We start from the raw sequence: 25,290 nt of genomic DNA on the forward strand, positions 1-25,290 counted from the left end.
TGCGCTCCCCGCCTCAGTTCTGCGCATCTCCACCCGCCAGTCTCGCCACCATCAGCGAACCCAGGATGATCGCGCCGTAAATCGCCTGAATCCAGAACGATGGCACCTGCGCCAAGGTCAGCAAGTTCTGCACGACGCCCAGCAGCAACACGCCCGATAACGCGCCGAGCATCGTGCCCTTGCCGCCATCCAACGAAATGCCGCCGATCACTGCCGCCGCGAACACCGTGAAGATCATTCCATTGCCCTGGTTCGCGTTGATCGCGCCGACGTAGCCTGTGACGATCAAACCGCCAATCGACGCCAGTACGCTGCCGAGCACGAACACGCCCCACGTGATGCGCTCCACGCGAATGCCTGCCGCGCGTGCCGCTTCGGGATTGCCGCCGATCGCGTAAAGCGCGCGGCCGAGGCGGTGGTAACGCAGCAAGAACGCGGCAACGGCGAAAGCGGCCGCCGCGAGCCATACCGAGATCGGCAGACCGAGCACGAGTGTCGTGGCCAGCGTGAAGAACGAAGGCGGCATGTCGAATAACGTGCCGCCCTTGGTCGCGCCGACGAGCATGCCGCGCAACACGATCAGCATCGCGAGCGTGACGATGAACGCGTTCAACCGCAGCCGCACGACCAGAAAGCCGTTGAAGAAGCCGATCAGCGCGCCGACCACGACGATCGCCGCAAGTCCCGCTGCCGCCGGCCACTCGAAGCCGAAGCCCGCCGACGCCGCCGGCATCACGAGCATCGCGCCGACAGCGGGCGCAATGCCGACCGTCGATTCGAGCGATAAATCGAATTTGCCTGTTAGAACGATCAGCGATTCGGCCAGCACGACAAGCGCAAGCGCCGCCGATGCCCCAAGGATGCTGATGAGATTCGCCTGCGTGAGAAAGCTCGGGCTGACGAACGCGCCGATGGCAAGCAAGAGCGCCAGCGCGGGCAGCAATGCGAGGTCGCGAAAACGCGCCAGTTCGATGCGCGGGCGCGCCACGGCCATGCTCGCGCCGTTCATCGCCGGGTTGGGTACGTCATGCTTCATGGAGATTCACCCCTTCGACGGATGCGATGAGTTCATGGTCCTGCCATCCGGCAGGGAATTCGGCGACGATGGCGCCGCGAAACATCACCAGGACGCGGTCGCACGTGCGCAAGTCGTCCAGCTCGCCCGATACGACGAGCACCGCCTTCCCTTCCTCGCGCACGCGCTCGACGACGCCGAGCAACGCTTCCTTCGACTTCACATCGACGCCAGCGGTGGGATCGATCAGAACGAGCACGTCCGGATCAGTGGCGAGCGCGCGCGCCATCACCACTTTTTGCTGATTGCCGCCCGACAAGCCCGACACGATATGTTCCGGGCCCTGCGTCTTGATGCCGAGCGCGGCAATCATGCGGCGTCCGAAGGCGTTCTTTTTCGCGGGCGTCGCAATACCGAAGCGGCCGAGCAATCGCGCGATCGTCATGGACGCGTTTTCCGCGACGGATTGCGACAGCACCAAGCCTTCGCGATGCCGGTCTTTCGGCACGCAGCCGACACCATGCGCCAGCGCGGCCGGCACGTCGCCCGGCGGCAGCTCGTGACCATCGACGCTGATCGTGCCCGCGCGTTGCGCCTTCAATCCGGCGATGGCTTCGGCGACGCTCGTCCGGCCGCTCGTCGTCGCGCCGGTCAGGCCGATCACTTCGCCCTTGCGAACGCTCAACGTGACGTTCTCGTAGTCGTCGCCGCATAACGCTTCGACACGCAGCGCTTGCGGCGCATCAGCGGGCAGGGGCGCGCGCGCGGCGGCATCCGCGACGGCAAGGCCCCCCTGCTCGCCTGTCATCGCTTCGATGAGCCGGTCGCGCGGCAATGCCGAAACCGGCGCGCTGACGATATGCCGAGCGTCGCGCAGAACTGTCACTGCCTGACAGATTTCGTACACCTCTTGCAAGTGATGCGAAATGAACAGGAAAGTGACGCCTTCGCGCTGTAACTCTTCAATACGCTTGAAGAGACGCTTGATCTCCTCGCCGTCCAACTGTGCAGTCGGTTCATCGAGAATGATGAAGCGCGCACCGTACGACAGCGCCCGCGCAATCTCCACCAACTGCCGCGCTTCCACTGTCAGATCGCCCGCGCGTGCGTCTTCGCGCACGTCGATCTTCCAGTGGTCGAGCAGCGCGCGGGCATCACGGCGCATGGCGCGCCAGTCGATCACGCCGCCCTTCTGATGCTGCCGATTGATGTACAGATTTTCGGCCACCGACAACTCGCGGATGATCGTCGAATGCTGATAGACGCAGGCGACACGCTCGCGCCATGCATCGCGGTCGGCGAGCGGCGGCGCGGGTTCGTCGTTGAAGCGGATCTCGCCAGCGTCCGGCTTCTTCAGGCCGGTGATCATCGACACGAGCGTCGATTTGCCCGCGCCGTTGCGTCCGACGAGCGCATGCGACTCGCCGGGCAGCACGCGCATGCTTACATCTGCGAGTGCGGGCGTCGAGCCATAGCGCTTCGTCAGGCCAACTGTCTCAACGACGGGCGCGCTCATTTGACGGTGTTGCCCCAAAGTGTTTTGTCATCGACATTGGCTTTCGTCACGAGCGGCGCGGGCAGTTGATCTTCGAGAATGCCTGGACCGCGCTGAACGATCGTGCTGCCGTGATCCGTCGGGCCCGGTTTGAAGGTTTGTCCCGCCAGAGCCGCCTTGATATAGAAGAGGCCATACTTTGCGTAGAGATCGGCGGGTTGCGAGATGGTCGCGTCGATATCGCCACGGCGGATCGCATCATATTCCTGCGGAATGCCGTCATTGCTCACGATCACGATGTGCTTCGGATCGCCCGCCTTCACCAGCAACTGCTTGCGGCGCAAGGTCTGCAACGTCGGCGACAGATAGACGCCGCCCGCCTGCATATAGATCGCCTTCACGTCGGGGTTCGCGGTGAGCAGGCTGTCGAGCGCGGTCGCGGCGGCCTCGCCCTTCCATGCGGCGGGAATCTCGAGCAGGCTCAGCGACGGGAATTTCTTCAGGCACTCGCGAAACGCTTCCGAACGATCGCGGCCATTGACCGATGCCAGATCGCCCATGATCTGCACGACCTTGCCCGACTTCACGTGCTCGCCAATGTACTCGCACGACTTCGAACCATACGCGCGGTTGTCGGCGCGCACGACCATCGCGACCTTGCCTTGCGTCGGCGCGACATCGACGGCGACGACCGGCACGTTCTTCGCCGCCGAGGCGTCGAGCGCGCGGCTGATTGCGGCTGAATCCAGCGGGCCGACGACGATGCCCTTCGCGCCCAGGTTCAGCAGGTTGTTCATGTCGGTGATCTGCTGCGCGGGATCGCCGTTCGAGTTGACGGGCGCAAGGATGTCTATGCCCATGTCCTTCGCGTACTTCGGCAGATAGTTATTGTACGACTGCCAGAACGGCGAAGTCAGAAGCGGGAGACCAAGGCCGACCTTGCCGGCATCGGCGGCTTGCGCGAGGCCAACTGCACCGGTGGTCGAAAGTACGGCGAGCGCCACGCCGGCTTTTACGGCCAGGCGGCGAAAGGAAGTTGAGGACGTCATGCTTGTCTCCTGATCTTGTGTTTTTTGCGACTACGGTCGTGTGGGTGACTACGGGAAACTGTCGATACGCATATTCATCAGTGAACGTATTATTCATATACGGACAATCAGAAGTCAGTTGGTGCTTTCCCTAGCGCGGGCAACGCTATTGCTGACGAAAGGCTTAAACTCGGCGCCAATTCATGAATCGACGCATACCCAACATGGACGTTGAAGTAACCGACACCGATGGCGACGCGGATCGCTATCGCGCGCCCGCGCTCGACAAGGGACTGGACATTCTCGAATTACTCTCGGAACAGAAATCGGGACTGACGCGCGCCGAGATCACGAAGATGCTCGGGCGCAATGCAAGCGAGATGTATCGGATGCTGGAACGGCTGGTCGCGCGACAATACGTCGTGCGCTCGCCCGAGGGCGACCGTTATTCGCTGAGCCTGAAGTTGTACGCGCTTGCGCACCGGCATCCGCCGATGAACCGGCTGATTGCCGAGGCTCTGCCCGTGATGCAACGTTTCGCAGATACCGCCGAGCAGTCAATTCACCTGGTCGTCTACGATCGCGGCAACCTGCTGGTGATCGCGCAAGTGGACGGTCCCGGCACGTGGGGAATTTCGGTCCGGCTGGGGTCACGCGTCGGCCTTATCGACACCGGCTCCGGTCGCGTGGTGCTCGCGTTTCAAACCGAGGAGCAGCGCGAGCACATGCTGGCGGAACATACAAAGGTGAAAGGCGAACTGGCGCTCGATCGCGCAGTACTCGATGCCGACTACGAAAAGATCGGCGAGCTCGGCTATTCACAAAAGGACAGCCAGCAGACCTTCGGCGTCACCGATGTGACTTTTCCGTTGCTTGGGCCATCGGGCCAAGCCATCGCGGCGCTGACCTGCCCTTTCATGCGGCGTATCGACGAATATGTCGCGCCTTCCATCGAAGAAGTAACGGCGCTTTTGCGCGGCGCCGCGAGCGAGCTTTCGATGACGCGGGACTGAATCAAGGCTGATACACGCGTTAGAATGGCGGCCCTCCTAAAAAGCGGCAGCCGGTTCACGCGCACGCCGCGCTCTATCTTCACGGTTCATGGCAAAACTCCTTTCCGATTCAGAATTCCAGCGTTTTTCCGAACTTCAACAGAAACAGGCGAGCTTTACGATCACGCCTGACGAGGCCGACGAATTGCGCGATATCGTCGCGCGCGCACAGAAGAAGCGCGACGATCGCGCCGCTGCAATGCAAGCGCTCGAAGCGCATATCGCGCAGTTCGACATCACGCCGGACGAGCTTTTTTCCGCCGAGCAGATCGCGGAAGCGGCGCGCAATTTCGGCCTTATTCCGGCCGCGAAGAAGGAACGCACACTGCCGCCGCAACTGACGCATAACGGCAAGCCTTATCAATGGACTTCGCGTGCGCTGCCGGAAGAGATTCGTGTACCGCTCTTCGAAGCATTCTCGGCGGGACATTCCGTGAAGTCGTTCATCGCGACGCCGAAAGACTCGGCGCGCTCGGCGCTGACGATCGCGAGACTCGAAAAGGAAACGGGAAGTTCGTATCCCGATGCTTTGCTCGAAGAGTTGGCGATAACGAGAGCGCAGATCGACGAGGCGTCCGGGCGACTGGCCGGCTGAATCGCGAACGGCCGGCTAGGTCGGTTTTTCACCGAGTCGCATCCGAAAACCAACGACGCTCGGATCTTCGGTTCTGATCAATTCGAAACCGGCTTTGCGCGCGAGCGCGATCATCCCCGTGTTCTCGCGCAAAGCCTCGCCCACCAGCCAGCGTGTTCCACGCTCTCGCGCATAGTCGATGATTCGCGTGAGCAGCAGCGAGCCCAAGCCCTTCCCTTTCATGTCCGAGCGCGCGGCGACGGCAAACTCCGCAGTCTCGTTGTCCGGATCGGAGATGGCGCGTGCGACGCCCAGCGTTTCCGCGGCGCCCTCCGCAATACTCCGCGTCACGATCAACGCCATTTCGCGGTCGTAGTCGATCTGGGTCATCCGCGCGAGTTGCGAATGATCGAAACTGCGCACGGCACCGAAAAATCGCAAGCGCAAATCTTCGGCCGTGTTCGCCGATACGAACGCGCGATGCGCATCTTCATCCTCGGGACGAATGGGCCGCACGGTGATACGCATACCGCGCCAGTCGAGCGTCTCATCCATGCATCGCGGATACGGCACGATTGCTAGTTGCTTGCGATGCGCGCCTAAGGTCAATTGCGGCTCGTGCACCGCAACCGAATCGCGCGTGACACGCAACGTCAGGCGCAGTGCGACGATCTCCTCTATATAACAAACCATTTGCGACAGCGCGGTCAGCGCGTTCAACAGCATGTCGGTGGGCAACTCGCGCGAGCGCGGCGAACGCATGACGAGATCGCGCGCAAGGACAGGGTTGAGCGGAGGCAGCGCAAATTCATGAAGCGCATCGGCAAGTCCGAGCGCGCCTTCGGCCTTGAATTCGAACACCGGTCCAAAGACGCGATGGTTGAGCAGGCGCGTCTGTATCTCGACTGCATCGGCGGAAAAGGAATCGGCCGGTCCCGGCTTCACCGTGATGCCGAAGCGGGCGAGGATGCGCGCCGCACGTTCACCATTCAATTCCGCAATGCCGTTTTCCAACGCGATTCGAATTTCGTTTTGCGCGATATCGATTTCTTCTGGAATTTCCGTTGGAAGTCCGTCGGGTGTTTGCATCAACAATTCGCGTCCCTGACGAAAATCGACGAGGCGTGCAAAGCCACGCGCGAGACGCTGCGGGGTGGTGTGAACCGGGATGCCATTTGCGTGGAGTGCGTCGCGGGTGGCGGCATCCACGCAACCGAAGAAACACGCGAGCAATCCGCGATGAGCATGGCGGCGCGCGGCGATCAATGTGCGAGCGACGTCCGCGACGGGCGCGCTATGCGTCGGCGCGTGTACGACGAAGATGGTGCCGGTGTCGCGATGCGGAGCCAGCGTTTTCACCGCGATGCCGAAATCGGCGGGCGACGCATCGTCGCCGAGCAAGAGGGGATTACCGGATTCGGCTCGGGGTAACGCGAGCGAGACGGCGTCGCGTGCGGCGAGTGGCCATTGCGCCAGATCATCGCCGGCTTTGCTGAACGCATCTCTTGCCAAAGTGGCGACGCCGCGATCGCTGGTGATGACGGTTGCCACGTCGCCGGCTGCGACGCTTCCCACGCCCAGGGTTTCGATTTCGTCGAGCAGATCGTCAAGCGAATCCACGCGTACAAGTCCGGCACGGCGGAAGGCGGCACCGTATAGGCGATCGAATGGATCGTCGTGTCCGGTTCGTAGAACGAGTACCGGCTTATTCCTCGCGGCGGCGCGCGCGGCGGAAATAAATTTGCGTGCGGCGCGGACCGTTTCGATCGCAAGAAGAATCGCTTTGGTCGATGCGTCGGTAGCGAGGAAGTCGAGGATATCGCCGGAATCGACGTCGGCTTCATCGCCCAACGCGACGATGCGTGAGAAGCCGAGGCCCCGCGCGCGGGCCCAGCCGAGCACGCCATTGGTTAGCGCATTCGAGCCTGATACCCAAGCGACGCCGCCCGATTTGACACTGCACGCTGGCGCCCCGAGGCATGCGCCGACGGCGGGAGACACTACGCCGAGACTTGCCGGTCCTACCACGCGCAGCAGGAAGGGACGCGCGGCGGCAAGGGTACGGGCAGTCCATTCGTGGGACTCTGCATTGGAGATGAATTCGGCTCTCGCGGGGTGTCTCGCTGCCTCTCCAATAACGACGACAGCTTTGGTCCCACAGTCTCCGAGTTGTTCAACTAGTTGAGGCCAAGTTTTAGGGGGCGTGCATAGCACCGCAACGCTCGGCGCTTCAGGGAGGTGAGCTATGTCGGCGAAGCTCGGCTGTTCGCCTATGGTTTGGTGCTTTGGATTTACTGGCCAGATCGGGCCTTTGAATCCAGCGCTGTTGGCGCGGACCCATACCATTTCGCCGATGCTGCCCGGCCGCGTCGATGCGCCGATCACTGCAATTGACTTCGGCGCGAACAGGATGTCCAGGTTGCGAACGGTCATTACGGAGCTCCGGACTCGGTCGGCGATTGGCGGTTGAGGCAGGGTTAGGATAGGCGATTTTGGGGGTGGGGGGTGGGGGGTGCGGTGTCGTTGCGGGCTGTGCGCTTCGGGCTGTGGGCTTCGGGCTGTGGGCTTCGGGCTGTGGGCTTCGGGCTGTGGGCTTCGGGCTGTGGGCTTCGGGCTGTGGGCTTCGGGCTGTGGGCTTCGGGCTGTGGGCTGTGGGCTGTGGGCTGTGGGCTGTGGGCTGTGGGCTGTGGGCTGTGGGCTGTGGGCTGTGGGCTGTGGGCTGTGGGCTGTGGGCTGTGGGCTGTGGGCTGTGGGCTTCGGGCTTCGGGCTTCGGGCTTCGGGCTTCGGGCTTCGGGCTTCGGGCTTCGGGCTTCGGGCTTCGGGCTTCGGGCTTCGGGCTTCGGGCTTCGGGCTTCGGGCTTCGGGCTTCGGGGATGCCGTGACTTTATGCGCATAAAGCTGGTCCGGCCGCGCGGCACCGCTTAACAATTTCCAAGACGCCTAAAGCCGTGACGGGGAGATATTGGTCTCGCGTCTTAGCTTCTTGCTGTCGAGCATCATGTTTGATTTAAAACTGCATCCATCAGGCCCACGTCCGCGCTTTCACAATACCAACTAAAGCTCACCCCTATGCCAAATGGCTAACGACACATTTAATGTCGAATTAAAGTTGAAATTACTAAACCTCAATGTAAAATTCAACCGCCTGCAAAAACTGGAGCATTAAAGTGGCGGCGGAAATCATAGCGATCACGCAGCAGAAGGGCGGCGTTGGCAAGAGCACGATTGCAATGCACCTGGGCGCAGCTTTTCACGAAAAGAAGAAGCGCGTGCTCGTCGTCGATGCAGACGGTCAAAACACGTTAATCCACTGGTCGAGCGCTGCGTCAGACGAAGCGAGCGGCATCCCCTTTCCTGTCGTGAATCTTTCGGAAGCGGGCGGACAAATCCATCGTGAAATCAGGAAGTTCGTGAATGACTACGACATCATCGTGGTGGATTGCCCGCCGTCAATTACAGAGAAGGTGTCAGGCGTCGTTCTGCTAGCCGCGAGCGTGGCAGTGATTCCGACTTCATCATCGCCAGCCGATTATTGGTCGAGCGTCGGCCTCGTCAAACTGGTTCAGCAAGCGCAGGTGATGAACGAAGATCTGCGCGCGGTGTTTCTGCTGAACAAGACGGAAGAGAAGCGGATGCTCACGCGCGAGCTGAAGGTCGCTCTTGAAGAACTGGGCTTTCCGCTACTAAAAACGCAGATCCCAACCCGAGAGTGCTACAAGCAGGCCATGGCGCTAGGACAAACCGTTTTGCAAATGTCCGACCGCGGCTCGCGCCTCGCTGCTGCCGAGATTCGCGCGTGCGCCGATGAAATCCTCGGCATGCTCTCCTGACTTTATGCGCATAAAGGACCCTGAATGAAACCGTCCCAACTGGCAAAAGGCTTCAAGGCCCGCCCCGACACGACAAGCAGCGAGAAGCGAACCGCTCTAGATCGCCTGAACGCCATCGATGGAATCGTCGATATACAAAGCGTCGGACAGGCCGCGAATGGACGCGCAAGCGCCTTCGTATCCGACGAGCAGCCCGACGCAGAGGTCAGCACCGAATCCGAGCAGTTTCGCGCGTGGCGACGGGCGAACCGCTACACGGCTGGGCAGGTCATCGAGTTGCCGCTAAAGGCGATCAAAGCAAGCCCGTTTAATCCGCGCCATTTCTATCTGAAAGCATCAATCGCGGAGCTAGCCGTCAACCTTGCAAGGCAGGGACAGCAGCAGGCCATCCACGTCATCCCCGACTACGATAACGCTGGGACCTTCTTCGTAAGCGACGGTGGCCGTCGCGTCCGTGCGCTCAAGGAAGCCAACAAGGAAACCGTCAAAGCGATCGTCGTCGACCTGCCTATTGGAATTCAAAGCTACAAGCTTGGCTACGATCTAAACGTTCAGCGGGATTCGCAAACCGTCTTCGATAATGCCGTCGTCTGGCGACGCTTTCTGGACGAGCAACATTTCCAGAGCCAACGAGAATTGGCCGACCATCTTGGGCTAGACGAATCTACTATCGCAGTCGCGCTATCGGTTGCGAAGCTTCCTGAAAACGTCATGCAGGAAATGGTCGCTCGGCCTGATCGATTCGGGTCGAACATGGCCTATCAAATCACGCGCTACCACTCGGCGCGTGGCAGCGATGCCACGCTGCGCCTCATCAACAAGATCACGTCGGATGATCTGAGCACGCGACAAGTTGCGGATATCGTGAAGGGACGCGCAAGCGGACAAGAAGTGCCCAAGCCACCCGGCCGGCAACGCTATGCCCAACGAATGGAGATTAAACTGGACGGCGTCGCAGTCGGCGATCTCAAGTCATATGGCGAGGATCGCCTTGAGTTGCGGTTGCGCGGTTTGTCGCGGGATCGACGAGATGAACTGCTGCGTCAGATCGAAACCATGCTTCAGTTCAACGAAGAGAAGAAATAACAGCGTCCGCCCTCTGCCAGACGCGTTCAGTTAGCGCGTGTCTGGCTAAGTGTGAAGGCGAGCAAATCCCCATCGGTCGGCTCGCCCCACGTCTTCCTAGCCAGCCAGTCGAAAAATGACGTTTCCGCCAGCTTCGAATCGAGGCCGCGCTTACGCCAATCGTCGCGCATATGCGTGCCGAGTTCCGGCAATACGTCGTCTTCGAAACTCTGCCGCGCCAGCTCCCGTTCCCGCTCACCTTGCTCGTCGTAGAGCGCACGCGCTTCCTTCCTTCTATATGCCGAGAACTCGCCAAGCAGGCGTGCCTTGAGATCATCGGCGCCGGATGCCGATCCCGCTGTCGACCGCGGCGCGCCGTTGGCCGTTGCCGGCGGTAGCGCTTCGAGCGGCGGCGCGTAGCCCTTCTTGAGCGCGTCCTTGAACAGCGCTGCCGCGCTTCTGATAGGCGGAAGCGTCGTGCTGCGCAACCGTTGCTCGGTCATCTGCAACGCCGCCCGAATGCGATTTTCCTCGCTGTCGGCGTACAGCGTCTGCGCCTCTTTCAACGGAATGCCGATCTTTACCATCCTGTCGACCAGCGTGCTGTCGAAGACGTTCGGATGTTCGTCGAGCGCCAGCATCGGCTGCTTGCGCTCCGTGACGCGGAACTGAATCTCGGCGACGCGCCGACCCTCTCGATGTTCCACGAGTTCAACGAAAATGTTAGTGACGGCGTTGACTTCCGCGATTGCGGGACGAAGATAGTCGCGCTTGAAATACTTGTACTCTCGCTTGGCCTCGTCTCCAGCCTCGGTATCTGGCGTGCCGGATAGAATCGGCCGCCACCACTCCCACGTTTCGCGCATCGTCAGATGGCTGGGGTTGGTCAGATAACGCACGCATATTTCATAAAGCGCAAGACCCGCGCTGCTGCGCAACTGGCTTTGGAACTGCAGGCTCAGACGCGCATACTGCACCGGATCGAGCAGCTTCTTTTTGATTTTTGGAGCGAAGGAAAATTCGACCCATACGCGGCGCGTCGTCGGGTCCTCGAGAATTTCCGCGTCGGCGATGAGCGTCGAGATGCCCCACTTGCGGCCGGGCTTCTGGCTCGACGTGCCCGTGCTCCACTCGACCTGCACCGACACCATGCGACGCAGATGCTCCTTGACCAGCGCTGTATCGTTTGAATCGAATGCGGAATTCGCGACAATGTCGGACAGCAACGCGCGGTAGGTGTCGCCAGATTCGTCCGCCTGCTGCGCCACGGCGAGCAGAACGTTGAAGAGCTTGCGAGTAAGCAGCGTGATCTTGCCGCTCTTCGGTTGAATCGCGATGGCTTCGACCGCCTTGCGCAACTCAGCCGAGCTCGGGCTGACAACATCGGTTTTCTTTGCGCGTTTGGTTGCCATGCGTCGGACAGTATCGGGATTGCCAGCAGCATACCGAGTGCGGTGATCAACGTCTACAGGGTGGCCTTCACCGTTTGGGGTGAAGTGCGAGAACGAACAGAAGCTCACTGCGGTGCGGCCCCGTAAACTCTCACCACTCACCTTTGAGCGTCAGGCGCCATCCCTAGAAGCCACGCGGGTAAACGGGAGCGGCGAGCGCCAGGGGGCATCACGGCATCGCGGCACAGGTCCCGAAAAATCTCACCGAAAAAAATTTTCCCCAAAAATGGCGTGTCGCACACGCACGACGCGTTCATTTGGGATGACGATCGTCGCCAAAAGCAACAGAAAAAGGGCATATGTGGATCTCCTTAAGTCGACGAACTTCAAAACGCTCCTGTAATACCTCACCTTAAGCGGAATAGAGGACAGACCTGAGCAAAGCCGTCTCCAGACGCCGTCTTGGTTCATGCGTGTTGGCATCCCGAAAGGGCTCACCTTGAAGGAAAATTCGAGACCCGTTTGGGTCCTGCAAAGGCTCACTTGAAGCTCCTGAGAAAGCTCACCTTCGCTGTCTACGTCTGCTGAAGACTCGCTCTATAAGGCTCCGAAGACGGCTGGAAAGGCTTACGTGACGAATGCCCGATCCTGAATATTCTCACCCTAGAAGATATTCCTTGAGCGCTGCCTTATCGCGACGAGGTCCCGAATACTCTCACCCTAACGCCGGCATAACCCATGCGCTTGTGCTAACTCATTGTTTAAAGAAGGTATTCTGAAGATGAGGTGTTTCAACCGAGTTCAGCGATGTCACGCTATTTCGGAGTAGGACAAAGGAAGTGTTTTCCGTCGAGCAAGCCAATGCGGGAATGAGGCTAGATTTGCCACGAGTAGGCCCCCGTAAAAGCTCACCTCTCCTATTTTGGCCCGCTTCAAGGGAAGCATTGCACAAAACGTGGCGGTCTCTCTGGCCTCACCTCTCCCCGTAAAACCTCACCTCCAAGGCTTCGGGGTCCGATTTCGCTCGTTTTATGGCTGTTGGTCCTGCAAAGTCTCACCGCACGAACACTTTGGCGCCTGAAATACCTCACCTATCGGTAAAATCGACCCGTTTTATCCGGTGACGGACACAAATCGGCCAATCCCGATAAGCCTCACCTCGGTTGATCGAGGATTTCGACCACAATCCAACCATGGCGGGAGAACTGAGGCACTAAGCCCCCGGAAAATCTCACCTACATCAAAAACGGGCTCCCTGAATCCGCTCACCAAGCCTCCCGCGAGTCCTCACGTACGACCCTGAAGGACATCACCAGAGTGTCCCGAATAGCTTCACCTTCTATCCTGAAACATCTCACCCGACGGCCTGGAAAGCCTTATGCAGTAAGGCTTTGCCAAGGCGTTAACAGGGTTAACAAGGTTTCAAAGGTGTTTACTTTTATTACTCTCAAACGAGCCCCGCGAGCATCTGGCTCTAAACAAAACGATCCGTCCCGGCTCTGTACGACGTGAAACCTCGCAAAAGCCAGTCGCAGCAGAAATTATTCAAGAATATCAACATGATAGATGGAAAAGCTAAGGATGTTTCACGCTCTGATGTTCAAAGCACTAAGATTTGCAGTACTCAGTCGGTGCCATCGCACATCGACAACTCTTGACTCGAGTGGATCTGCTGCCGTATAACGCTCAAAACGTAAAACGTACCGTTCGATACAAATGCGCTGGAAATTGATATGAAAATGGCGACTCGCGAGTCCTTGCGCGAAGAAATAGAACAGATGAGGGCGTCAGGCGCACGCAGGCAGGACTTGTCCATGCACGCGTGTAAGCGCCTGTTTTTCGACCTTGGCGTTCGTCCGTCAGTTACGACGGTCCGAGAGTTCACGCAGACGGGTAGCGCTGGCGACATTCCCAAAGACATTGAAGCGTTCTGGTCCACCGTGCGCTCGTCGATGCGCGTACGAATCGATGCCGGCGGGCTGCCTGCAGCCTTACAGGAGCGCGCTGGCGAGCTGCTCACGGAACTATTCGTACATGCGCAAGAAGAAGCCCGCTCGAAGCTGAATGCCGAGCGCACGCAAGTCGATGCCACTGTCAGCGCGGCTCAAATGCAAGCGCGCGAGGCCGAAATCCGGAGGGAAGCGATCGAGCTAGCGCATCAGCAAGCAAAAGCGCATCTCGACACGGCGATGGCGCAAATCGCAAATCTTGAAGCCGACTTGAGAGTGGCCCGTGAGCAGCAGATCGATGCGCAGACAGGCCTGCGTGAAGTCATCGCGCGATTGGAAAAGGAAAACGGGTCCCTTTCCGATCGTCTTTCGCAAGAGCAAGCGCATGGCGCGCGGCTGCGCGAACGCATCGATGCGCTTCAGGACGAATCGCGTCGAAATAGCGAGCATTACGCGCAGCAGATAAAGGATGCAGTCAAGGAAGCGGAGCGCCGGGTCAAGCCCATGCTCGTCGAACTGGATGCGTTACGCGGCATGGCGGCGACGTATCAGGCCGGCACGCGAGAAGCAGGTCAGAAAGAATTCGAATTCATTCAACAACTTAGCGCCGCGAGGGGCCGCGCGGATCGGCTGGAATCGCAGGTACGCACGCAGTCGGACGAGATCGATGCCTTGGTTCGCGAGCGAGACGCGCATCGCGTCAGAGCGGGCATGAGTGCCGAGATTGGCAAACTGCTGGCGTCGATGGCCCAGGACGGCCGACTGAACCCCGAAGAGTTGGCGGCGCTCGGCACCCAGGTCGATGCGTATTTCGTGACCCCCACCGCGTGCCCGGCCTGCGAAATCGGCGAGCCAGAACTGCAGCGTCACGAAGACGAGTTCGAACTCTCGTGTCCAAATTGCGAGCGCACTTCGGGCGCAGCCGCGTCGAAGCTGGCCGCAATCGAAGGTTTCATCGAAGCCCCGCGATTGAAGGCTGATTAGCCCGCACGCGGGTATCGAAGGTCAAAGGTGAGAGTTTTCGGGATCGATGAACCGATCTTCCATCCCGTCTTGCCCGCAAGCCTCGGCCATATCGCGCTCCCGTATTTGCTCACCCATCCAGTCCTGCCACGCCCGATGCAGGCGATGAACCGAGATCATCTGCTGGAATCCGAGCCATTGTCCAACGCGTTCAGGGTCTGTGCCGTTCTCGAAAAGTTCAGCCGCATAGGTATTGCGCAGCGTTTGCGGGCTCGCGCGCGCGGCGCGTGACTCGGCGATTCCCGCCGCTGCGACCACCGCATCGATGGCGCGCAGCATGGTCGCTTTGTGCATCGGCCGACCGGCGGGCGCGGCCGGGAAGAGCAGCGCGCCCGAGAGTCCGGCGACCTTGCGTTCGTCGATCCACCGATCCAGCACATCGACGGCAAAAGGCGCGAGCCGGGCCTGCCGGATCAGCATGGGATTCGAGGCGTCGACGGTGACATAGGGCGCGCCGCGCGCATAGCAATCGATCGTGAGTTGCGCCGCCTCACCGGTCTTCACCCCTGCGCCTAGAAACACCGCGACGAGCGCTCGATCGCGAAGCTCGCGCCACCGCTGCACACTCGACAAAGCGCCAAGCGGCGCATCGAGTCGCGCGATCAGCAAGCCGCGTTCGTCATGCGTGAGAAAGCCGGTCGGCTCGTTGTCGCGTGCCTTGCGCCACGCCGCCTCGCCGTCCTGCGCGATGAATCGAGCCGGATTCGTCGACGCCGATTCGATCTCGCGCACGTGATCCAGCACGCGTTCGATCAAGCGTAGATAGCGCATGCGCTGTGGCCGCCGAATCTCGAGTTGAGAGACGAACTGCTCGATGACCGGTCGCTGCACCGTATGAAGCGTTGTGCGCCTGGCCGCGAGCCATTCAAGAAAGTTGCCCCATTGCGCCCGATAGACATCAGCCGACGATGCCCGGAACTGCTGTTGCGCGAGCCATGCATCGAAAGCAGCATGCGGGTCCGCTTGCCAGTCAGCGCGCTGTTGGTCGAAGAGATCGGTAGTGTTCGGCATGGTGTTCAAAGTGCGCTTCTAAGCGTCATGTTGCGTTGCGAACAGCGTCGGACTTCGGACTGATTCCGTCAAGGGCACTCTTCAGGATAAGTGTGGTGAAGTGTCTTGTAGCGGTGTTTGCAATCGTCGACTACTGTTTTCGATGTGACGTACTTCGAATAATAACGAGAGGTGATCCATGGGCGAAGGCTTTGCATCAGACTCGGGGCAATCGACGTTGACGCGGCAGGAACGCCGGGCTAGCGGACGTGCCGCGCGTCAGCGAACACCACGAGGCACGCAAGAGGCTGTCGGCGACGTCGATCGCGATCCCATCGAGTTGCTGCGAATAAGCAGCATGGGTCGCGTCCCTGCGCTGATTCCGCTGCGATACGGCCGCATGTTGGCATCGCCCTTTGCTTTTTTTCGTGGCAGCGCGATTGTTCAGGCGCACGATCTGGCTAGTACACCTTCGAGTGGATTGACCGTTCAAATCTGCGGTGACTGCCACCTGTCAAACTTCGGCGGGTTCGCGACGCCCGAGCGTGCGCTCGTATTCGATCTGAACGATTTCGACGAAACCGCACAAGGTCCATGGGAATGGGACGTCAAGCGACTCGTCGCGAGCGTGGCGGTCGCGGGCAGGCATCTGGGCCACGGGCGCGCGGGCTCTGAAGCACTCTGCTTCGAAGCGGCCCAGAGCTATCAGCAGCACATGCGCGAGTATGCCGAGATGGGCGTGCTGGATCTTTGGTACGAACGAATTACGTTCGACAGGATGTACGACGATGTGCAAAACGAAGACGTGAAACGTCGGATCAAGCGCGGTAGCGAACGCGCGAGCCGGCGCACGCATGAAAAGCTGCTGCCGAAGCTCGCCGATCGATCGGGCGATGCCTGGCGAATTCGCGACGCGCCGCCCGCGATCTTTCATATTCGCGGCGCAAGCACGCTCGTCGACGAGGACGACGAGTGGATGAAGCTCGAAGGCGATTCGCACACGATCCTGACTCCGCTCATACGCGATTACGTTTCGACGCTGACATCCGAGCGCGCCGCGCTTTTGTCGCAATTCGCGCTTCAGGACATCGCTTTCAAAGTGGTCGGAGTGGGAAGTGTCGGAACGCGATGCTTCGTGTTGTTGCTTACCGATCATCTTGGTAAGGCGCTCTTCCTGCAGTTGAAAGAGGCATCGACGTCCGTGGTGGCGCGCTACGTCGGCGCGACGAAACATACGCACGACGGGCATCGCATCGTTTACGGGCAACGTTTGATGCAGGCGGCGAGCGATCCTTTTCTGGGCTGGGCGTCGGGCCCGGTTGGACGCCCGCTTTATGTTCGCCAACTGCGCGACATGAAAATATCCGCCGACCTCGAAACATTCAGCGGCGAGGCCTTTCGCGGATACGCGTCGCTATGCGGCTGGGCGCTCGCGCGCGCGCATGCCAAGGCAAGCGGCTGCGCGCTTGAGATTTCCGGCTATCTGGGTTCGGGTGATCGCATGGCGGAAGTGCTCGTCCGATACGCGAGCTCCTATGCAGATCAAGTCGAAAAAGATTACGACGCGTTCCGCTTGGCCTGCCGCAACGGCAGACTTATGGCGCGCACGGATGCGGACATGGCGGCGGACTTTGCCGCCTGATGACTAGCGATGTGCAGCGTTCATCGTTCCCATGTCAGTGTGCGGCGATGGCCAGTTGCGGTCGGCCTTGTCGTGCAGCGCATTCGTAGGCGTCGACGGTGAATGCGAATACTGCCGGCAAAGCGTCGGAAGAGGCGACATCGACCACGTCGTCGGTTTCGGGGAAATGGAAGTCGTCGGGGCGGGCAAAAAGTTCGCGCAACGCAGCCTCGTGCCGGCCAGCGAAGCCCAAGTCCGCCACGGCTTCCGCTTCGATGGCGTGCAGCAAACGCCAGGTCAACGGGACGCCCAGATCGATGTATCGGCCCGCAATCTGCCGCGTAATGCGTTCCAGATCTTGTACCGCACGTGCAAACTGCTTTCTGCTGAGATGCTCGCCGTTCGACTCCATGATTCGCCCCTTCCGACTGGTCTTTGTACTGTATAAATATACAGTACTTGCCGCTATGAAAGTAGGGTCTCGCCAGTCGCCTTGCATGTATGTGCGGTTTCGCTTATGGGCGGTTCAGTCCTGCGTGGGAGTGCGCAGCGACTAACGAAAGGCGGCCGCGCGACGCAGACGGATGCTACGTCTTCGCAGGACGCGCCAGAAATTTATGCGCATAAAGAAGTGCCATGCCACCGTTGCTGTGCGCTGGAGGAAGAGGCGGAGCACCTGCTCGCGGAAAACCGCAGACTCGCGAGTCGGGCCATTACCCATGTATAACCACGAGCAAAGCCTTTGCTTCGCCTCGCCCGACATTCCTAATGACATGACCGTCGTCGGCAGCGTAACGTGCGGTTTCCCCCGCCTTCAGTCGCTTCGCAGCACCTGATGCTTCGATTTCGATTGCGCCATTTAACACGGTCAAATGCTCCCGCGTGCCTGGCTCATGCGCGTCTGAGATCAGCGCCGCACCCGCGTGCAACGTGAGCTCGTACCATTCGAATTTCCCAGCCAACTCAACTGGTCCCCACACGCGAAGCTGATAGCCGCCGTTATTACCATTCAATGTCGGAATCTCATGCGGACCTGCAACGCGTATTACGTCACCGGCCTTTTGCTGCGCGAATAGCTGATTGAGGCTAATGCCCAGTGCGTTCGTTAGCCGCCACGCCACGGCAATAGTTGGATTGGCCTTGTCCCGCTCGATCTCCGATAGCATCGATTTCGAAACGCCAGCGGCCCTGGATAAGTCATCGAGTGTCAATTTCCTTTCATTGCGTAGACGCTGAATCTGCTCGCCAACGCGTGGTGGCGCAGTTCCGCTGGCTGAGGAATCACCGGCCTTGCCGCTTGTGACAGAACTTGTCATGAACGCTGCATTCCTTTAGAGTGTTCGATATATTGGAAATTTGTTCGAAATACCGAACCTGTCCAATGCAATGAATGAACTATAACAGGGCTAAAGGTGTGGCCGAGCTTGGCTGGTCTGCATCTACTCTCGAACAGCCGGATACTGGAAAGATGCCGATGAAAGACCGATACCTCTCCCATTTGCAAACTACGCTTAACGAGATTCGCGCCGCCGGGTTTTACAAAAGCGAGCGGGTCATCGCTAGCCCGCAGTCCTCGGAGATCCGCCTTGCCAACGGGAGCACCGTCCTCAATTTTTGCGCGAACAATTATCTCGGTCTTGCGAACGACGCTCGCTTGGTCGATGCCGCAAAAGCCGGACTTGAAGCAGATGGCTTTGGCATGGCATCCGTTCGCTTTATTTGCGGAACACAAACGGTACACAAAGCGCTGGAACAACAAGTCGCGAAGTTCCTCCACTCCGACGACGCCATTCTTTACTCAAGCTGTTTTGACGCGAACGGCGGGCTCTTCGAGACGTTGCTGACCGAGGATGATGCAATCATCAGCGATGAGTTGAACCACGCGAGCATCATCGATGGCGTGCGTCTTTCCAAGGCAAAGCGCTTGCGCTACAAGAACAACGATCTTGCAGACCTCGAAGCGCGCTTGAAGGAAGCCGATGCAGCCGGCGCCCGCTTCAAATTGATCGCAACTGACGGCGTGTTCTCGATGGACGGCATCTTCGCCAATCTTGCTGGCATCTGCGATCTGGCTGAGCGCTATGGCGCGCTGGTGATGGTCGACGACTCGCATGCCGTTGGATTCATCGGGGAGAACGGACGCGGGACGCCCGAGTATTGCGGCGTGCTCGATCGAATCGACATCATCACGGGTACGCTCGGCAAGGCGCTCGGTGGTGCGTCAGGCGGATATGTGGCTGCGCATCAGGAGATTATTGACTTGTTGCGGCAGCGCAGCCGGCCGTATCTGTTCTCGAACACGCTTGCGCCGAGCATTGCGGCTGCGTCGCTGAAAGTGCTTGAGTTGCTGGATAGTGATGAAGGCGCCGCGCTCCGGCGACGCGTTCGCGAAAACGGCGCGCGGTTTCGGCAAGCGATGACCGCTTTAGGTTTCGATCTAGTGCCCGGCGAGCATCCGATCATTCCCGTCATGCTTGGCGATGCCCAACTTGCTTCGAAGATGGCCGACGCGCTTCTCGACGAGGGCGTTTATGTGATCGGATTTTCATACCCTGTCGTGCCAAAGGGCCGCGCGCGCATCCGCACGCAGATGAGCGCCGCCCACACCGCCGAACACATCGACCGCGCAGTCGATGCATTCGCGCGCGTGGGCCGCTCGCTTGGTGTGATCCGTTAGGACTCACGCTTCGCAGGGTCCTTTATGCGCATAAAGTCAGGACACGTCCCCCGACCTTTAGATGCACGGCGCGGTCACAAGCAGCGCCGCGACACAACCGCCCGGAACACCAACAATGAAAGCACTCGCCAAACTCGAACGCGCCCCCGGTCTTACCTTGACTCACGTCAAGCGGCCGGAGGTCGGACATAACGATGTCCTCATCCGCATCCGCAAGACTGCAATTTGCGGTACTGATATCCACATCTGGAAGTGGGATGACTGGGCGCAGAAGACGATACCGGTGCCGATGCACGTCGGCCATGAATATGTCGGTGAGATCGTCGAGATGGGACAGGAAGTCCGCGGCTTTGCCATCGGCGATCGCGTTTCCGGCGAAGGTCACATCACATGCGGATTCTGCCGCAATTGCCGCGCAGGTCGACGTCACTTGTGTCGCAACACCGTTGGCGTCGGCGTGAATCGCGAAGGCGCGTTTGCCGAATACCTCGTGATCCCTGCCTTCAACGCGTTCAAGATTCCGCCTGATATCTCCGACGACCTCGCCGCGATCTTCGACCCCTTCGGCAATGCGACGCACACTGCCCTTTCGTTCAACCTTGTCGGCGAAGACGTGCTGATTACCGGCGCCGGACCCATCGGTGTAATGGCCGCCGCCATTGCGCGGCACGTCGGAGCACGCAATGTCGTCATTACGGACGTCAACGAATATCGTCTCGAACTTGCCCGCAAGATGGGTGCAACGCGAGCGGTCAACGTTTCCAAAAAAAATCTGCGCAATGTCATGCAAGAACTCGGCATGACCGAGGGGTTTGACGTCGGCCTGGAAATGTCCGGCGTACCGAGCGCTTTCACCGCCATGCTGGAAGCGATGAACCACGGCGGCAAAGTCGCTCTGCTCGGCATTCCACCCGCACAAACTGCGATCGACTGGAATCAGGTTATCTTCAAGGGTCTTGAGATCAAAGGCATTTACGGGCGTGAAATGTTCGAGACTTGGTACAAGATGGTCGCTATGCTGCAAAGTGGCCTCGATCTTTCGCCGATCCTCACGCACACATTCCCCGTCGACGACTACCAGCGCGCGTTCGACACCATGCTTTCGGGCAACAGCGGCAAGGTCGTGCTCGACTGGACCGCGGCATAAGTGTCAGCGCTTCACTGCTTCTCTTTTGCGAACTCGGCCTGAATGGCGACGTGAACATCGTCGCCGACTGCCGGATACCACGTCGTCAGTCCGAACTGCGCGCGGCTGAAATGACCGTCGGCCGAGAAGCCTAACGTTTCCAGCTTGGTCAGTGGATCGACCGAATGCCCGTTGAACGTGACATCCAGAGTGACGGGTCGTGTCGTTCCGCGAATCGTGAGATTGCCTGCCAGTGTGCCCTTGTCGTTGCCCGTACGCGTGAAGCCGGTGCTGACGAATTCGATGTTCGGATAATGCGTGACATCGAACATGTCGGGGCCCTTTACCATCCGGTCGAGCAACGGCTCATTCGTATTGACGCTCGCGGCGTCGATAGTCACATGCACCGTGCTCCCCGTCATGCCATCCGCGCTCCAGTCGAGCTGTCCGGCCGTCTTGTCGAAACGCATGACAAAGCGCGAATAATGAAGATGATCGACGTCGAAGCTCACATTCCAGTGATGCGCATCTAACTGATACATCCCGGGCGGCACGCTCGATTCATTCGCGGACACACTGTGCGTGACGACGGCAAGCGGCGTGCATCCACTCGTTGCGATCAACGCGAATAGCGCGACGCATTGCAAGCTTTTCCAAACTTTCATCGATCTGTATCTCCTCGACGCGAAAAACGAGTTTCCTCCGAAACAGAAAAGTGCGCATTCGTCACGTGCGTGTCAGTTCATCACACGAAAATGGCACGATCAGGTAGAGTTCGCGACGACCTTCATCTCGAAAATAAGACGCCTAAATCATGCGCTCATGGCCACTCTGTTTCCGATTCCCTCGCGCCGCGTGTGCGGCGGTGCTCGCTGCCATCACGGTATCTTGGACGCCGTCGGCGCACGCCGCGCTGTGCTCTGACGGCGTTTGGATCGATGCGATGATCGGCTCGCATCACGTTCATCCCGATAAGCACTTCGAGCAGTTCAATCCCGGCATTGGCGTGGAATGCTGGGTCTCGCCGCAATGGGCAGTGACCGGCGGCTATTTCCGCAACTCGCTCTCGAAGCCTTCGTTTTACGGCGGCGGCGTCTGGGCGCCCGAGTTCCTTCACTGGGGCTTCGTGCGGCTCGCAGCCATGGGTGGCTTGATCTCCGGTTATGACTACGGCCGCTGGGGTATTGGCCACAATCACACGCTTGGCCCCGTCGCCGCGCCGCTCATCATGGTGGACTATAAGCGCGTGGGCGCGAACATCATCCTCATTCCGCCCATTCCTTCGAGCGACTTGCCGTTCACGCTCGGCTTTCAGATCAAGGTCAAGTTTTGACCGTCAAACTCGATTTTATACGGCATCCGAACTAATCAACGGCACGCTGGATTAAAGACTCGTTTCGTCGATGCCGGGTTCTTCTCCAGTTTCTCCGCCGGCCGTCGCGGACGCTTCACCAGTTCACCGCCGCAGTTCGGACACGTGCCCTTTAGCACTTGCTCGGTACAGTCGCTGCAAAATGTGCATTCGAACGAGCAGATGAATGCCTCCGATGAAGCGGGCGACAAGTCCTTGTCGCAACATTCGCAACCGGGCCTTAATTCAAGCATTTTTTGCTCCTTTCTCCTCAGTGCTGCATTCATGGTCTCGAACCTGAGATCGTACCAATCCCCGCGCGTGCAGTGGACATTTACGCCAAATCCCGCTCATGCAGGCACAATACGTTGCGATGCCATCGCACATCGCCACCCGCTTCCCGACGCCTCCATGCCATCTGACATTCCCAGCCGCACCAGTACCGTCGCGCGCGTATCTAATTCGCCGCGCTATCTGTTGTTTCTCGTATGCCTGTTCGCTTCGGCAGGGCAGCTCGCAATCGACATCTACGTTCCTGCGCTGCCCGCCATGGCGCGCTTCTTCGATACCTCGCCGCAAGCGATCCAGTCGAGCGTATCCAGTTACATGGCCGCTTATGCGCTAGGCCAACTCGTATTTGGTCCGATAGCGGATGCATACGGCCGCAAGCCAGTGCTGGCCTTCGGACTCGTCGTCTATACGGTCGGCTGTCTGCTGTCACTCGTCGCGCCGAGCCTCGAAACATTCCTGTTGGCGCGCTGTCTGCAGGGCTTCGGCATTGCGGCCACCAATCTGCTCGCCAAGGCGATCATCACCGATTCATTCAAAGGCCAGGCGCTGCTGCACGCATTCACTTACATGTCGATTGCTTGGGGACTCGCGCCGATCATTGCGCCCGTGATCGGTGCGCACTTGCAGGAGTGGTTCGGCTGGAAGGCCTGTCTCGTGTTTCTGCTCGTGTATTCGATCGTCATGTGGGTGCTCGTGTGGCGTTATCGCGAGACATTACCCAAGCCTGTTCGACTCGAATTGCGTACGCTCGTCGCGAACACGGGCAAGGTCTTGTCGAGCCCGGTTTTTCAGAGCTGCTTTCTTGCGCAAGGACTGTGCTACAGCATTCTGCTCGTGTTCAACATCGTCGGGCCTTTCATGGTGCAGAACACGTTGCATAAGCCGCCGACTTACTTCGGTTACCTCGCGCTTGGCATCGGCTTGATGTACTTTCTCGGCGGCCTGTCCAACCGTATTCATAGCCTGCGTCTGCCGACAGCAGAACAACGGCTCAAGTATGGCTCGCGGATCATGGCGGGCGCATCCATCGTGATGCTATTGCTTTCGTTGACGATAGGTCTGCATGTGTGGACGCTTGCGCTACCGGTCCTCGTAATGGGCTTCTGCGCAGGGGCCATGTATCCGACATTGATGGCCAAGGGCAACTCGCTGTTTCCCCACATTGCTGGACTGACGAGCGCGATACTCGGTTGCGCATTGCTGCTCGTATCGGCGGTGATGATGGGACTCGCGGGCTTCGTATCGGTTCACATCCTGGCGCCCCTTGCAGCGTTCTTCGTGTTGCTTGGACTTACCGTCGTGTGGATGGTGACGAAGTTGCTCGCGCATCTTGAACAGATGAACGCCTGAAGCGACTTGTCCATGCCGCGCGCATCGGCGACACTTGATGCATTCCCTTGACTGCCAAGCTTCGCATATGAAGCATGGTCATATCCATCGAAGATAAACGCATGACACATCGTCCCGCTCCAACCGATATCGACATTCATCCGCTGCTTGCAGGGCGCTGGAGTCCGCGCGCGTATGCAGAGCAGCCCGTAGCGCATGAACAGGTAGTCGCGGTTCTGGAAGCCGCACGCTGGGCGCCGTCCGCTTATAACGTTCAACCGTGGCGTTTCATGGTGTTCGAGAAGGGGCAAGATGCAGCGGCGTTCGAGCGCGCATTCGCCACGCTCGTGCCGTTCAATCAGTCGTGGAACGCGCATGCGCAGGTGCTCATCGCCGTCCTTGCCGACACGCTCACGGCTAAAGGCACCATCAATCCAAGCGCGAGTTACGACGCGGGCGCCGCGGGTCTTGCCGTATTGTTGCAGGCGCATGCACTCGGCCTCGCCGCGCATGCGATGGGCGGCTTCGATGCAGCGAAATTGCGCGATACCTTCGCCATTCCCGAGCGCTATCAGGCTTTGAGCATGATCTCCATCGCGCATCATGGCGAGGCAGAGGCGTTGCCCGAAGCGCTTGCCGAACGTGAGCAGGCGCCACGTGCGCGCCTTGCGCTGGACGAGATCGCCAAGTTCGGTGGATGGCCCGAATCGGCTTAGTGATAGTGATCGCGAACAAGCCGTAGCGCCCATGAAAAAAGCCTTCGCCACTCATGGCGAAGGCTTTTTCGTTAAAGCGAGGTCGTTTAACTCTGCGCGACGGCCACGCGTCGTTCGACATCGTGATAAGCGTCGCTATCGTGTGCAGCGAATGCGAGCGCAAAACTCGATGCTTGACGGCCCACGGTGCGCAGCTGCTCGACGACCTTCGGGTCGGAGCACGTATCGGCGGTTTCGAAACGCGTTTCAAGCGTGTTGACGGTCGCACCGAAAGGCGTCGGCCAGCCGCGCAACGCGTGCACGATCGAACGCAGCGACGTCAGCACGGTGCCTGCTGCCTGCCATCCGTAAGCGGTCACGATGCTGCCGACTGCGCGCCCATCCAGATAAGGGCGTTCGTCCTCACGCAGCTCTTCCAGCGTATCCAGCGCGTTCTTGACCAGCCCCGAGATGCCGCCGTGATAGCCCGGCGTCGCGATGATCACTGCGTCGGCGATACGCACCGCCTCGATGAGTTCGTGCTGCTCGTCGGTCAGATTGCGATGCTCAGGCGCGTAGTGCGGCAGGCTATGCAGGAACGCGCCGCCGAACAACTGCACGCGCGCGCCGGATTCCTGTGCGCCGCGCAGCGAAAAAGCCAGCGCACGCTCGGTCGACGATGCCGGCCGCGTCGTTCCGCCGATACCGACAACCAGCGGCTGACGCGATGAGGTGTTTCGAGTCAAGGTGAACGCTCCATGAAAGGTAAAGCAGCGCGCGCGTTCGT

Annotated in this window: 22 protein-coding genes; 11 read left to right on the top strand and 11 right to left on the bottom strand. The window is 59.6% G+C overall.

All coding sequences use genetic code 11. The features are described from left to right. Positions 1-13: 13 nt before the first annotated feature. Genes P9292_RS13455 through P9292_RS13465 form a run of 3 tightly spaced genes read right to left on the bottom strand, consistent with a single transcriptional unit; the run spans position 14 to position 3,559 of the window. Entirely contained in the window at positions 14-1,036 is a 1,023-nt protein-coding gene (locus P9292_RS13455) for an ABC transporter permease (protein ID WP_309959441.1), read from the bottom strand. Beyond that, positions 1,026-2,531: a sugar ABC transporter ATP-binding protein gene (locus P9292_RS13460; protein ID WP_309959443.1), complete on the bottom strand. Its 1,506-nt coding sequence runs from the start codon at positions 2,529-2,531 to the stop codon at positions 1,026-1,028. The genes P9292_RS13455 and P9292_RS13460 overlap by 11 nt, the downstream gene beginning before the upstream one ends. After that, a complete protein-coding gene (locus tag P9292_RS13465) occupies positions 2,528-3,559 on the bottom strand; it encodes a sugar ABC transporter substrate-binding protein (RefSeq protein ID WP_244829000.1) in 1,032 nt (343 codons plus the stop codon). Before P9292_RS13465 ends, P9292_RS13460 begins: the two co-directional genes overlap by 4 nt. A gap of 203 nt (positions 3,560-3,762) precedes the next feature. On the opposite strand from P9292_RS13465, the gene P9292_RS13470 reads away from it, so the two are divergent. Further along, positions 3,763-4,551 (top strand): IclR family transcriptional regulator, encoded by a 789-nt coding sequence (locus P9292_RS13470; protein ID WP_310393861.1) that lies wholly within the window; start codon positions 3,763-3,765, stop codon positions 4,549-4,551. 88 nt (positions 4,552-4,639) lie between these two features. Further along, positions 4,640-5,185: a hypothetical protein gene (locus P9292_RS13475; protein WP_250466373.1), complete on the top strand. Its 546-nt coding sequence runs from the start codon at positions 4,640-4,642 to the stop codon at positions 5,183-5,185. 15 nt (positions 5,186-5,200) lie between these two features. Here the strand turns inward: P9292_RS13475 and P9292_RS13480 are convergent, their stop codons facing one another. After that, positions 5,201-7,597: a GNAT family N-acetyltransferase gene (locus tag P9292_RS13480; RefSeq protein WP_309959448.1), complete on the bottom strand. Its 2,397-nt coding sequence runs from the start codon at positions 7,595-7,597 to the stop codon at positions 5,201-5,203. 735 nt (positions 7,598-8,332) lie between these two features. On the opposite strand from P9292_RS13480, the gene parA reads away from it, so the two are divergent. After that, on the top strand, positions 8,333-8,995 hold the full coding sequence (parA, locus tag P9292_RS13485) for a ParA family partition ATPase (RefSeq protein ID WP_250466370.1): 663 nt from the start codon (positions 8,333-8,335) through the stop codon (positions 8,993-8,995). Positions 8,996-9,019: 24 nt separating this feature from the next. After that, positions 9,020-10,081, top strand: coding sequence for a ParB/RepB/Spo0J family partition protein (locus tag P9292_RS13490; protein WP_250493024.1), 1,062 nt, complete (start codon positions 9,020-9,022; stop codon positions 10,079-10,081). A gap of 26 nt (positions 10,082-10,107) precedes the next feature. On the opposite strand, the gene P9292_RS13495 is transcribed toward P9292_RS13490, so the two are convergent. After that, a complete protein-coding gene (locus P9292_RS13495; RefSeq protein WP_244828994.1) occupies positions 10,108-11,472 on the bottom strand; it encodes a replication initiation protein in 1,365 nt (454 codons plus the stop codon). 1,712 nt (positions 11,473-13,184) lie between these two features. Here P9292_RS13495 and P9292_RS13500 point away from each other — a divergent pair. Continuing rightward, positions 13,185-14,384 carry a DNA-binding protein gene (locus P9292_RS13500; RefSeq protein WP_309959450.1) on the top strand — a complete coding sequence of 400 codons (1,200 nt, stop codon included), beginning with the start codon at positions 13,185-13,187 and terminating at the stop codon, positions 14,382-14,384. A 21-nt stretch (positions 14,385-14,405) separates the two neighbouring features. Here P9292_RS13500 and P9292_RS13505 read toward each other — a convergent pair whose 3' ends face one another. Next, positions 14,406-15,434: a tyrosine-type recombinase/integrase gene (locus tag P9292_RS13505; RefSeq protein WP_250466365.1), complete on the bottom strand. Its 1,029-nt coding sequence runs from the start codon at positions 15,432-15,434 to the stop codon at positions 14,406-14,408. 178 nt (positions 15,435-15,612) lie between these two features. On the opposite strand from P9292_RS13505, the gene P9292_RS13510 reads away from it, so the two are divergent. Next, positions 15,613-17,055 (top strand): DUF2252 domain-containing protein, encoded by a 1,443-nt coding sequence (locus P9292_RS13510; protein ID WP_309959452.1) that lies wholly within the window; start codon positions 15,613-15,615, stop codon positions 17,053-17,055. A gap of 34 nt (positions 17,056-17,089) precedes the next feature. Here the strand turns inward: P9292_RS13510 and P9292_RS13515 are convergent, their stop codons facing one another. Together P9292_RS13515 and P9292_RS13520 are read right to left on the bottom strand one after the other, a co-directional pair. Next, positions 17,090-17,446 carry a DUF2471 family protein gene (locus P9292_RS13515; RefSeq protein WP_309959454.1) on the bottom strand — a complete coding sequence of 119 codons (357 nt, stop codon included), beginning with the start codon at positions 17,444-17,446 and terminating at the stop codon, positions 17,090-17,092. A 301-nt stretch (positions 17,447-17,747) separates the two neighbouring features. After that, positions 17,748-18,350 carry an XRE family transcriptional regulator gene (locus P9292_RS13520; RefSeq protein WP_309959457.1) on the bottom strand — a complete coding sequence of 201 codons (603 nt, stop codon included), beginning with the start codon at positions 18,348-18,350 and terminating at the stop codon, positions 17,748-17,750. A gap of 158 nt (positions 18,351-18,508) precedes the next feature. Here P9292_RS13520 and P9292_RS13525 point away from each other — a divergent pair, with 158 nt between their 5' ends. Both P9292_RS13525 and tdh read left to right on the top strand, forming a co-directional pair. Beyond that, complete coding sequence (locus tag P9292_RS13525) at positions 18,509-19,711, top strand: glycine C-acetyltransferase (RefSeq protein ID WP_250466358.1); 1,203 nt, start codon at positions 18,509-18,511, stop codon at positions 19,709-19,711. 115 nt (positions 19,712-19,826) lie between these two features. After that, the gene (tdh, locus tag P9292_RS13530; RefSeq protein ID WP_309964012.1) at positions 19,827-20,858 is read left to right on the top strand and encodes an L-threonine 3-dehydrogenase; all 1,032 of its coding nucleotides are present in this window, start codon (positions 19,827-19,829) and stop codon (positions 20,856-20,858) included. An 11-nt stretch (positions 20,859-20,869) separates the two neighbouring features. On the opposite strand, the gene P9292_RS13535 is transcribed toward tdh, so the two are convergent. Beyond that, the gene (locus tag P9292_RS13535; RefSeq protein ID WP_309959460.1) at positions 20,870-21,502 is read right to left on the bottom strand and encodes a YceI family protein; all 633 of its coding nucleotides are present in this window, start codon (positions 21,500-21,502) and stop codon (positions 20,870-20,872) included. Between the two features lie 149 nt (positions 21,503-21,651). On the opposite strand from P9292_RS13535, the gene P9292_RS13540 reads away from it, so the two are divergent. Continuing rightward, on the top strand, positions 21,652-22,170 hold the full coding sequence (locus tag P9292_RS13540) for a hypothetical protein (RefSeq protein WP_309959461.1): 519 nt from the start codon (positions 21,652-21,654) through the stop codon (positions 22,168-22,170). 35 nt (positions 22,171-22,205) lie between these two features. On the opposite strand, the gene P9292_RS13545 is transcribed toward P9292_RS13540, so the two are convergent. Continuing rightward, positions 22,206-22,442, bottom strand: coding sequence for a DUF1272 domain-containing protein (locus P9292_RS13545; protein ID WP_244829738.1), 237 nt, complete (start codon positions 22,440-22,442; stop codon positions 22,206-22,208). 157 nt (positions 22,443-22,599) lie between these two features. Between P9292_RS13545 and P9292_RS13550 the strand changes: the two genes are divergently transcribed. Both P9292_RS13550 and P9292_RS13555 read left to right on the top strand, forming a co-directional pair. Then, a complete protein-coding gene (locus tag P9292_RS13550) occupies positions 22,600-23,829 on the top strand; it encodes a multidrug effflux MFS transporter (protein ID WP_250466352.1) in 1,230 nt (409 codons plus the stop codon). Positions 23,830-23,930: 101 nt separating this feature from the next. Further along, the gene (locus P9292_RS13555) at positions 23,931-24,524 is read left to right on the top strand and encodes a nitroreductase family protein (RefSeq protein ID WP_250466351.1); all 594 of its coding nucleotides are present in this window, start codon (positions 23,931-23,933) and stop codon (positions 24,522-24,524) included. 86 nt (positions 24,525-24,610) lie between these two features. Here the strand turns inward: P9292_RS13555 and P9292_RS13560 are convergent, their stop codons facing one another. Further along, on the bottom strand, positions 24,611-25,249 hold the full coding sequence (locus P9292_RS13560) for an NADPH-dependent FMN reductase (protein WP_250493016.1): 639 nt from the start codon (positions 25,247-25,249) through the stop codon (positions 24,611-24,613). Positions 25,250-25,290 lie beyond the last annotated feature (41 nt).

This window comes from Caballeronia sp. LZ001 (assembly GCF_031450875.1).
GTDB lineage: Bacteria > Pseudomonadota > Gammaproteobacteria > Burkholderiales > Burkholderiaceae > Caballeronia.